Source organism: Kitasatospora sp. NPDC041988 (genome assembly GCF_055588525.1).
In genome coordinates this window covers 1-8,742 of sequence record NZ_JBVJCO010000092.1, presented here as the reverse complement: position 1 = coordinate 8,742, position 8,742 = coordinate 1, and the positions used below count along the sequence as shown (strand labels likewise).

Here is an 8,742-nt window from a genome sequence, read left to right as displayed (position 1 = left end):
CCCCCCCCCCCCCCCCCCCCCCCCCCCCCCCCCCCCCCCCCCCCCCCCCCCCCCCCCCCCCCCCCCCCCCCCCCCCCCCCCCCCCCCCCCTCCCTGCCGTTGGTCCGTTCGCGGGCTCTTGCGGGGCTGTGCGGGTGCTGCGGGTCCTGCGGGCGCTTCGGGGGCCGTTCAGCGCAGGTTCTGTTCCTCTTCGTCCGCGCTGTGCGGCAGGGTGATGCCGTGCTGGGCGGCGAGCCGGAGCAGCCCGGCGATGCGGCCCTCGTACGCCTGGACGCCGTCGGCGTCCCCGTCGGCCCGTGCGGCGGCGAGGTCCTTGCGGGCCTGGGCGAGCTGCTCGTGCAGCTCCTGGTCGAACATGGCTGTCATTGCCGGCCTCCACACCGGTCGGTGCCGCTCCAGGGAATGGTCGGAGTAGTTCAGAGTCTCGGAAGGTGAAGAACTCTTCAAGTCTCGCTCCTCCGGGTGGCTCCGCAGAGCTCCCCGCGCCGGTTCACGAGGGTTGTTCCGGTGGGCGGCGCCGGGTAGAGGGGGGTGGCGGGCGGCGGGGGCGTGCCGCACCCGGGTCGGCTCCACCGCGCCGGGATGCCCGGCCGGGGCCGGCTCCCGGGGGTTCACGCCCGCGCGGCGGGGGCATGGCCCAGGGGCGGGAAGGGCGTGCGGCGGGCGTGCGTGCGCCCTTGTTGTGCTAGCACTTCGGCGCTAGCTTGAGGTTCATGGGCAAGAAACAGCTGAACGTCCGGGTGGACGCCACCACCGCGGAGATGGCCCGGGAACGGGCGGAGCAGCAGGGGATCAGCATGAACCAGTACATCGAGCGCCTGGTCCAGCAGGACATGGGCGAGGCCGGGCGCGCGTTCGTCGACGCCGCCGCGCAGTTCATGAAGGAGTACGAGACGGCGTTCCTGGCCGAGTTCGGTGACGCGGCCGACCTCCAGGACGTGCGCCGTTGAACCTGGAGGTCGACCTCTCGTGGCTGCTCATGACCGCCGAGCAGTACACGCCCGGTGACCCGCAGGTCACCGACTACGGATCGCTGCTCGCGGCGGTCTCCCGCCACCAGGCAGAGATCTTCGACATCGCCGTCTACCCCGAACCGCAGGACCGCGCCGCCGCCCTGATGCACCAGCTGATCCGGGTGCCGGCCCTGGAGAAGACCAACGAGCTGTTCGCCACCGCCGTCGCCTACGCCTACCTGGTGGCCAGCGGCTGCACGGTCGCGACCACCGCCCGCGAGGTGCGCAGCCTCGCCCGGGCCATCCGCGAGGGGCGGCTCGGCGTGTCCGGGGTCGCCGAGCGGCTGGCGGCGTGGGTGGTGGACGAGGCCGAGGGCGAGGGCGTCAGCGGTGAGGAGGACGAGGACTCGGACTGAGCCCGCCGCTGCGGCCGGGCCGGGCGGGCCGTCGGGCCCGTCACGCCCCGGTGGCCCCGTCCGTCGCGGGCTCGGCGATCAGGGCCGTCGCGAACAGGCGGAAGCCGGCCCGGCGGTAGATCCGGGCGACGTCCTCGTCGGCGGCGGACAGGAACACCGTCCGCACGCCGTTGGCCCGCGCGTGCGCGACCAGCGCCGCGGTGACCGCGAGGCCGAGCCCCTGCCGGCGTGCCGACGGCAGGGTGCCGACACCGGCCACCTCGGAGACCGGACCGACCGGGTTGTACTGGCCCGCGCAGAGCGCCGAACCGTCCCGGACGGCCGCGGCGAACACGGTCTGGCCGGCGGTGATCCGCCCGGTGATCCGCGCCAGCGAGCCGTCCGCCGCCACCTTCTCGGCGGCCACGGCCAGCTCCTCCAGGCCAGCGGAGCCCGTGGCGGTGCCCGGCTCGCCGAACGCCAGGTGCGGGACGGCCACCGCACTCGCCAGCTCCCGGTCCCCGGGGGCCAGGACCCGGACCTCCACGCCCTCGGGCAGCGCCGGCGCCGCCTCGGCGGGCCCGTCCTCCGGGCCGAGCACCAGCAGCGGGTGCTCGTGCACCGCCAGCCCGGCCTCCTCCACCGCCGCGCGCAGCTGCGGGTTCTGCTCGGCCACCCACTCGAAGGCCTCCGGCACGCCCAGCTCGCGCTGGCGGGCCAGCACCCGGCGGACGTCCTCGGCGGTGGCGGCCGGGCCGGAGTGGCCGAGCGCCGGGCGGGCGTAGTAAGGCCAGCCCTGGCCCTCGTTGACGAACAGGCTCAGCGGACCGAAGTCCTCGACGCGGGCCGCGGAGCGCGGCACGGCGTCGTAGTACTGCTCGATCCCGGCGAGCAGGTCGAGGAAGGCGCGGCGGGCGGGATCAAGATCGTCAGAGGTCACGCCGTGCATCCTGGCAGGCTCGTCGCGGACCTGCCACTGTTTTGGGTCAGGGGCCGTTCGCCGGACGGCCGCCGCTGGGTTGCCGCCCGGTCGCCGCCGGGCGGGGGCCGGGAGCCCGGGCATTTCGGCTCGATTGTTGCCCAATGCTTACAGGCCGGGCGATCTTGCGTGCGGGCGCCATGGCATTCTGGGGCCTTTACAGCTCTGCCGGACGGGAACGGCGGACGTCCGCGTGGGCGAGGCGAGGGGGATGACAGGCTCATGAGGCTCTGCTTTCTGGTCGAGGAGCACTACCGGCACGACGGCATGCCGCTCGACGTGGTGCGCCAGCTCACCGCGTGGGGACACCGGGTGGACGTGCTGCGCCCCGGCAACTCGCTGATGGCGATCTCCGAGGCCGTCCGGGCCGGCAGCCACGACGCCTGGGTGCTCAAGACCGTCTCCGGCGGCCCCGGCCTCACCCTGCTGGAGGCGGCCGCCGCCGTCGGCCTCACCACCGTCAACGACGTCCGGTCCATCCGCGGAGTCCGGGACAAGGCGCTCGCCGCGGTGATCGCGCGCACCCGCGGGCTGCCCGTCCCGGTCACCTACGCGGCGGCCCGGTGGGAGCGGCTGGCCGAGATCCCCGCCTCCGAGTACCCGCTCGTCGTCAAGCCCGCCGACGGCAGCTCCGGCCGCGCCGTACGGCTCGTCCCCACCCCCGACCACCTCGTCGAACTCGGCCCCCAGCTCGCCGGCGAGGGCCTCCTGATCGCCCAGCCCTACGTGCCCAACTCCGGCACCGACCTCAAGGTGTACTGCGTCGACGGCGAGCTGTACGCGACCGAGCGCTGCTCGCCGCTGCACCCCGGGCAGGGCGTGCGCGAGCGGCAGGTGCCGCTCCCCGCCGAGGTGGCGCGGATCGCCGGGCAGGTGGGAGAGGTGTTCGGGCTCGACCTGTACGGCGTGGACGTGCTGCTCGGCCCCGACGGGCCGGTGGTCGTGGACATCAACGACTTCCCCAGCTTCCGCCAGGTGCCGGACGCGGTGGCCCGGGTCTCCCGTGCCGTGCTGCGGCTGGCCCGCACCGGGACGGCGGTCTCGGCACCGGCGCCCGCGCTGGTGCGCGAGCCGTCGGCGGTGTCGGTGGTGTCGGCCGTGTCGGTGCCGTCGGTGCCGGAGCCGCTGCGGCTTCCCTCGCAGGGGGCCGGGGTCGGCGTCGGTGGCCCCGTGGGCGTCGGCGGCGCGGGCCTGGTCGACGGCGGCTTCGGGGGCGCCGGCTTCGTCAGCGGCGGTATGGGCGGCGCGATATGAGGATCTGCCTGCTCACCCCCGACCCCGGCCACCCGCTGCTCGCCGCCACCGCCGCACTGCTCGCCGCCGACCACCAGGTCGAGAGCCTCGACCCCACCAGCGGCGACGCCCCGCCCGCCGAACGGCTCGGCCCCGGCCCGCTCGCCGACGTCTACCTGCTCAAGGCCCGCACCCCGCAGGCCCTCGCGCTCGCCCGCCACCTGGAGGAGCACGGCGCCCCCGTCCTCAACTCGGTCGCCGCGACCGAGTTCTGCCAGGACCGCACCGGCATGGCCGAGCTCGCCCACCGCGCCGACCTGCCGTTCGCCGCCACCTGCACCGCCGAGAGCCTGGTCGACCTGGCCGACGGACTGCACGACACCGACTACCCGGTGGTGGTCAAGAGCCGACACAGCCGCCGCCACGACCTCGTCGCCCGCGGCGACGACCCCGACCAGCTGCGCGCCCTCGCCGACCGGTGGCCGGACGAACCCGTGATCGCCCAGCCCTACCTCGCCAACACCGGCTGGGACCAGAAAATCTGGGTCGTCGACGGGCAGGTCTTCTGTGAACGCCGCCGCTCCGAACTCGCGGCGGACGACCGGCCCGCCGAAAGCCGGTTCGGCCCCGCCGAACTCCCCGCCGACCGCGCCGAACTGGCCCTGCGGGTCGGCCACGTCTTCGGCCTCGACGTCTACGGCGTCGATCTGCTCGACGGGCCCGCCGAACCCGTCATCGTCGACATCAACGCCTTCCCCGGCATCCGCGGCCAGGCCGGCGCCCCCGAAGCGCTCGCCGCGCTCGCCCTGCGCACCGCCCGCCAGGGCGGCGGCACCCCGCGCCCTCCGGCCCTCCCGTACCGGCCGGACCCCGCGTGCCGGTCATGCCTCCCCGGTCAGCGGGATGCGCAGCCGCGCACCGCCGGTCGTTAGGCTTGCCCTTCCGGCCGGACCGCACGACCGGATGGCGAGAGAAGACGGACGTTGCTGCAGGACATCGAGCCCTACCTGGCCTGCCCGCACTGCGCGCAGGCCCTCACCCCCGACGGGCGCACCCTGCGCTGCCCCGGCGGGCACAGCTTCGACATCGCCAAACAGGGCTACGTCAGCCTGCTCGCCGGTGACGCCCACACCGGCACCGGCGACACCGCCGACATGGTCGCCGCCCGCAGCGACTTCCTCGCCGCCGGCCACTACCGCCCGATCGCCGACGCCCTCGCCGGCGCCGCCGCGGCCACGTCGTCCGAGGGGCTCGTCGCCGACCTCGGCGCCGGCACCGGCCACTACCTCGCCCACGTCCTCGACGCCCTGCCCGGCCGGCCCGGCGCCGCCCTCGACATCTCCAAGTACGCGCTGCGCCGCGCCGCCAAGGCCCACCCCCGGATCGGCGCCGTCGTCTGCGACGCCTGGCGCCCGCTGCCGCTGCTGGACGCCACCGCCGGCCTCGTCCTCAACGTCTTCGCCCCGCGCAACGGCCCCGAGATCCGTCGCGTCCTGCGCCCCGGCGCCACCTTGCTCCTGGTCTCGCCCACCGCCCGCCACCTGCGCGAACTCGTCACCGAGCTCGGGCTGCTCTCGGTCGACGAGGAGAAGCAGCGCCGGATCGACGAGAAGCTCGGCCCCTACCTCACCCCGGCCGGGCAGCAGGAGGTCGAGTTCACTATGCGGCTCTCCGCCGCCGACGTCCGCACCGTCGTCGGCATGGGCCCGAGCGCCTGGCACACCGACCCGGACCGGCTGGCCGCCCGCCTCGCCGGGCTGCCCGACCCGGTCGAGGTCACCGCCTCCGTGACGGTCGCCGCCTACCGCCGCTGAGCGGGCCTTTCCCGGGCGGCGCCCTCGCGGGGACCGCCCACCTCGTTGGGATGAATCTGCCGGGCAGGCACGTTTCTGCCACCCGGACGGCGGCTAACGTCCAACGGGTGAACCGCGACGCCACCCGGCCCGCCGTGCCGGCCCACCCCCACCAGCGCACCTCGGACCCCGGGCGGCCGCCCGCGCAGCGCCCCACCGTCGAGGAACTCCGGCTCACCTCGTTCAAGTCCTACCGGCGCGCCACCCTGCCGCTCGCGCCCCTCACCGTGCTGCACGGGCCGGCCGGCGTCGGCAAGTCCAACGCCCTCGACGCCCTCGCCGTCCTCTCCCGCCTCGCCCTCGGCGAGGAGATCACCGACTCCCTCGACGGACTCCCCGGCCGGCGCGGCCCGCTCGCCACCCCCGTCCGCGGCGGCCTGGCCGGCTGCGTACCGCACGGCCGCAACGCCCTCATCCTCGGCTGCACCGTCCGCTCCGCCGACGGTCCGATCGGCCTCGACGTCGTCATCCGCACCGACGGCCCCGTCCGGATCGCCCGCGAACAACTCACCCTCGACGGCCGGACCCTGGTCGAAACCGGCGAACAGGACCTCAAACACCACCGGACCAACGTCAGCTGGCACAACGACACCCGCCAGGGCGACATCCGCGCGCCCTTCCCCAACACCACCCTGATCACCGCGCAGATCCCGCTGCGCGTCGCCGGCTCCTCACCCGGCGAACGCAAGGTGCTCACCGCCACCGAACAGCTGCTCACCGCCCTGCGCGAGGTCTTCCCCGTCCACCCCGTGCCCGCCCTGATGCGCGACTGGGCCCGCCCCGACCCGCAGGCCCGGCTGCTCAGCACCGCCGCCAACATCTCCTCCGTCATCGCCCGGCTCAGCGGCGAATGCGCCCGCCGCTACGGCCAGCTGCTCCGCGTCGTCCAGTCCGCCGCCCCCTACCCCCTGCTCGGACTCGACCTCGCCCGTCGCGGCACCGGGGCCGGCGAACGAGTCCTCGCCGTCTTCGACGAAGGCGTCCTCGGCCGCACCGGCGCCGACCAGGCCTCCGACGGCATGCTGCGCCACCTCGCCTTCGCCGCCGTGCTGCTCACCGGCGCCGGGGTACTGGACCTGGACGTGGCCGCCGAGGTGCCCTGGGCGCACCGGCAGCTCACCGTGCTCGCCGAGGACCTCGGGGCCGGGCTCGGCACCGAACAGACCGCCTCGCTGCTACGGCTCGCCCGCGAGATGTGCGGGCGCCAGCAGCTGCGGGTGCTCGGCGCGTTGCAGGAGCCGGCTGCGGCCCGGGAGGCGCTCGGCGGGGCCGGCGAGCTGCTGCCGGGGGTCGCGCTGGTGGAGTGCCGGCGGGACCCCGGCTCGGGGCACACCGTGCTGCGCACCGAGACGGCGCGGGTACCGGCCCAGGGCGGTGCGCGGGGCGTCGCGGGGGCGGGCGCCGCCGGAGTGACGGCGCCGGGGGCGGGAGCGGTGCCGCCGGGGGCGGGGGCGTCGGGGGTGGTCGTTCCCGGGGTGGGGACCGCGGGCGGGGATGCGGTAGACCTGGAGAGTGACTGAACGAGCGACGGAACCCGTGGACCCGACCTTGGAGAGCCTGCGGCAACGGCTGACGGACTTCGCCGCGGCGCGCAGCTGGGAGCCCTTCCACACGCCGAAGAACCTCGCGGCGGCGCTGACCGTGGAGGCCGGCGAACTGCTGGAGATCTTCCAGTGGCTCACACCCGAGCAGGCCGTGTCGGTGATGTCCGACCCGGACAGCGCGCACCGGGTCCGGGACGAGGTGGCCGACGTCCTCGCCTACCTGTTGCAGTTCTGCACGGCGGTCGGTGTGGACCCGCTTCCTGCCCTGGCCGCCAAGATCGAGCGCAACGAGCTGCGCTTCCCGGCGCCCGGGGCGGAGCGCGTCGAGGGGGCCGGGGCCGGGCGTGGTCAGGGGGAGGGGGCCGGGTCGGGGAGCGGAGAGGCGGCCGGGCCGGGGAGCGGAGAGGCGGCCGACGTCAAGCGGGACATGGGCGAATAACCCTTGTGAGGGACGGAAGTTATCCACACCCCCGGGTTTTCCACAGGTTCCGAGGGGGTGGCTGCGCCGATCCGTCCTTCGGCGCACGCTTTCGCCGTGACCAGGTGTCCGCGCGGTCGACCGACCGCGCGGACACCGCGAGAACGCGCGGAAGGGGTGGCGGCCGATGGAGGCGCTGCGACTGATCAAGACGGCCCGGCACGCCCTGGCGGAGGCCAGGAACGTACCGGATGTGCTGGCCGAGGCGCGGCAGGCGGCGCTGCTCACCGAGGCGGTGGGCGCCCGGCTGGCGGAGCTGGACGACGGCGACCTGGCCGGCCTCGGCCAGCAGCTGGCCGAGGCCGGCGGCCACGCGGCCGGTTGCCTCGACCACTCCTCGGGGGACTCATCCGCCCTGCTGGGCCTGGGCATCGGCGGGCGGGCCGGGCGGCTCACCGAACTCGGCCCGCTCGCCCCGATGCTGGCCGAACTCGGGGCGCTGCTGCGGGACGCCGGCGAGACGCTGGTGGTGCTGGCCTGCGGCGCCGACACCGAGAGCCTGTACTGGACGTGCATCGACGGGGTCGACGCGGGCGCCGACTGCAAGGACCTCGTCACCCGGCTGGGGCAGGCGGTCCGGCGGGCGGCCGGGGAGAGCCGGCGGGAGCCGGCCGAGCCCGCAGCGGCCGGCCAGCCGCCGCTGAAGCCTCAGACGTCCGAGGAGGAGAGGCCGTTACTCGTGCTCAGGCTCGGCCCGCCGTCCAGCCGGTCGGAGGCCCGGACGCCGGACGACTGCAGCTCCGCGAGGTCCGCGGTCACCGAGGCGAGCAGTTCCTGCATCTGCTCCAACAGGCTCTTCGGAGTGGCCGGCACGGCCGACGCGTCGGCAGCCGGATGCTGCTGCACGGCGGATGCCTCGGACCAGGGTTCGGACATGAGTGGACCTCTTCGGATCGGTAGTGCGGTGTGAAGCGGCTGGCGGCGGCTCGGCGCGCGGCACCGCGCCACCGGGGCAGGGGCCCCGCCGCTGCAACCAACGAACCGCCCGATACCGGGTCACCGACCACCACCCAATGCGGTCCAACTCCCGTGATCGGTAAGTCTCCCGGGTGATCCGGGCTTGCCGCTGACCGGCCGGCTCGGCTAGGCGGCAGGAGAAGCACCGGGTGCCGGAATGCCGGGTGCCGAAACAAGGCAGGCCCAAGGGGGCGGTGGGGGGGCGGGGGGCCGAGGAGCCGGGGGGGGAGGGGGGTGGGTGGGGGGGAGAGGGAGGAGAAAAGGGGGGGGGGGGGGGGGGGGGGGGGGAGGGGGAGGGGGGGGGGGGGGGAGGGGGGGGGGGGGGGTGGGGGGGGGGGGGGGGTGTCCCC

9 protein-coding genes and 1 pseudogene are annotated in these 8,742 nt (G+C 75.5%); 8 read left to right on the top strand and 2 right to left on the bottom strand.

Annotated elements, in window-relative coordinates; translation table 11 throughout:
- Positions 1-168: 168 nt before the first annotated feature.
- The gene (locus ACZ6NC_RS41525; RefSeq protein ID WP_465739085.1) at positions 169-366 is read right to left on the bottom strand and encodes a hypothetical protein; all 198 of its coding nucleotides are present in this window, start codon (positions 364-366) and stop codon (positions 169-171) included.
- Positions 367-713: 347 nt separating this feature from the next.
- Here ACZ6NC_RS41525 and ACZ6NC_RS41520 point away from each other — a divergent pair, with 347 nt between their 5' ends.
- A complete protein-coding gene (locus ACZ6NC_RS41520; protein WP_148645129.1) occupies positions 714-950 on the top strand; it encodes a toxin-antitoxin system HicB family antitoxin in 237 nt (78 codons plus the stop codon).
- Positions 947-1,369: a fic family toxin-antitoxin system, toxin component gene (locus ACZ6NC_RS41515; protein WP_148645130.1), complete on the top strand. Its 423-nt coding sequence runs from the start codon at positions 947-949 to the stop codon at positions 1,367-1,369. The genes ACZ6NC_RS41520 and ACZ6NC_RS41515 overlap by 4 nt, the downstream gene beginning before the upstream one ends.
- A gap of 40 nt (positions 1,370-1,409) precedes the next feature.
- Here ACZ6NC_RS41515 and ACZ6NC_RS41510 read toward each other — a convergent pair whose 3' ends face one another.
- Positions 1,410-2,288 (bottom strand): GNAT family N-acetyltransferase, encoded by an 879-nt coding sequence (locus ACZ6NC_RS41510; RefSeq protein ID WP_465739084.1) that lies wholly within the window; start codon positions 2,286-2,288, stop codon positions 1,410-1,412.
- Positions 2,289-2,549: 261 nt separating this feature from the next.
- Between ACZ6NC_RS41510 and ACZ6NC_RS41505 the strand changes: the two genes are divergently transcribed.
- From ACZ6NC_RS41505 to ACZ6NC_RS41480, 6 genes and pseudogenes are all read left to right on the top strand, one after another.
- A complete protein-coding gene (locus ACZ6NC_RS41505; protein ID WP_465739083.1) occupies positions 2,550-3,581 on the top strand; it encodes an ATP-grasp domain-containing protein in 1,032 nt (343 codons plus the stop codon).
- Positions 3,578-4,492 carry an ATP-grasp domain-containing protein gene (locus tag ACZ6NC_RS41500; RefSeq protein ID WP_465739082.1) on the top strand — a complete coding sequence of 305 codons (915 nt, stop codon included), beginning with the start codon at positions 3,578-3,580 and terminating at the stop codon, positions 4,490-4,492. The genes ACZ6NC_RS41505 and ACZ6NC_RS41500 overlap by 4 nt, the downstream gene beginning before the upstream one ends.
- A gap of 51 nt (positions 4,493-4,543) precedes the next feature.
- The gene (locus ACZ6NC_RS41495) at positions 4,544-5,374 is read left to right on the top strand and encodes a putative RNA methyltransferase (protein ID WP_465739081.1); all 831 of its coding nucleotides are present in this window, start codon (positions 4,544-4,546) and stop codon (positions 5,372-5,374) included.
- 107 nt (positions 5,375-5,481) lie between these two features.
- The gene (locus ACZ6NC_RS41490) at positions 5,482-6,933 is read left to right on the top strand and encodes an AAA family ATPase (RefSeq protein ID WP_465739080.1); all 1,452 of its coding nucleotides are present in this window, start codon (positions 5,482-5,484) and stop codon (positions 6,931-6,933) included.
- Positions 6,934-6,970: 37 nt separating this feature from the next.
- Positions 6,971-7,273 (top strand): annotated as a pseudogene (locus ACZ6NC_RS41485) (nucleotide pyrophosphohydrolase); the annotation flags it as partial.
- Between the two features lie 289 nt (positions 7,274-7,562).
- Entirely contained in the window at positions 7,563-8,345 is a 783-nt protein-coding gene (locus tag ACZ6NC_RS41480) for a DUF6099 family protein (protein ID WP_465739079.1), read from the top strand.
- Positions 8,346-8,742: the final 397 nt, after the last annotated feature.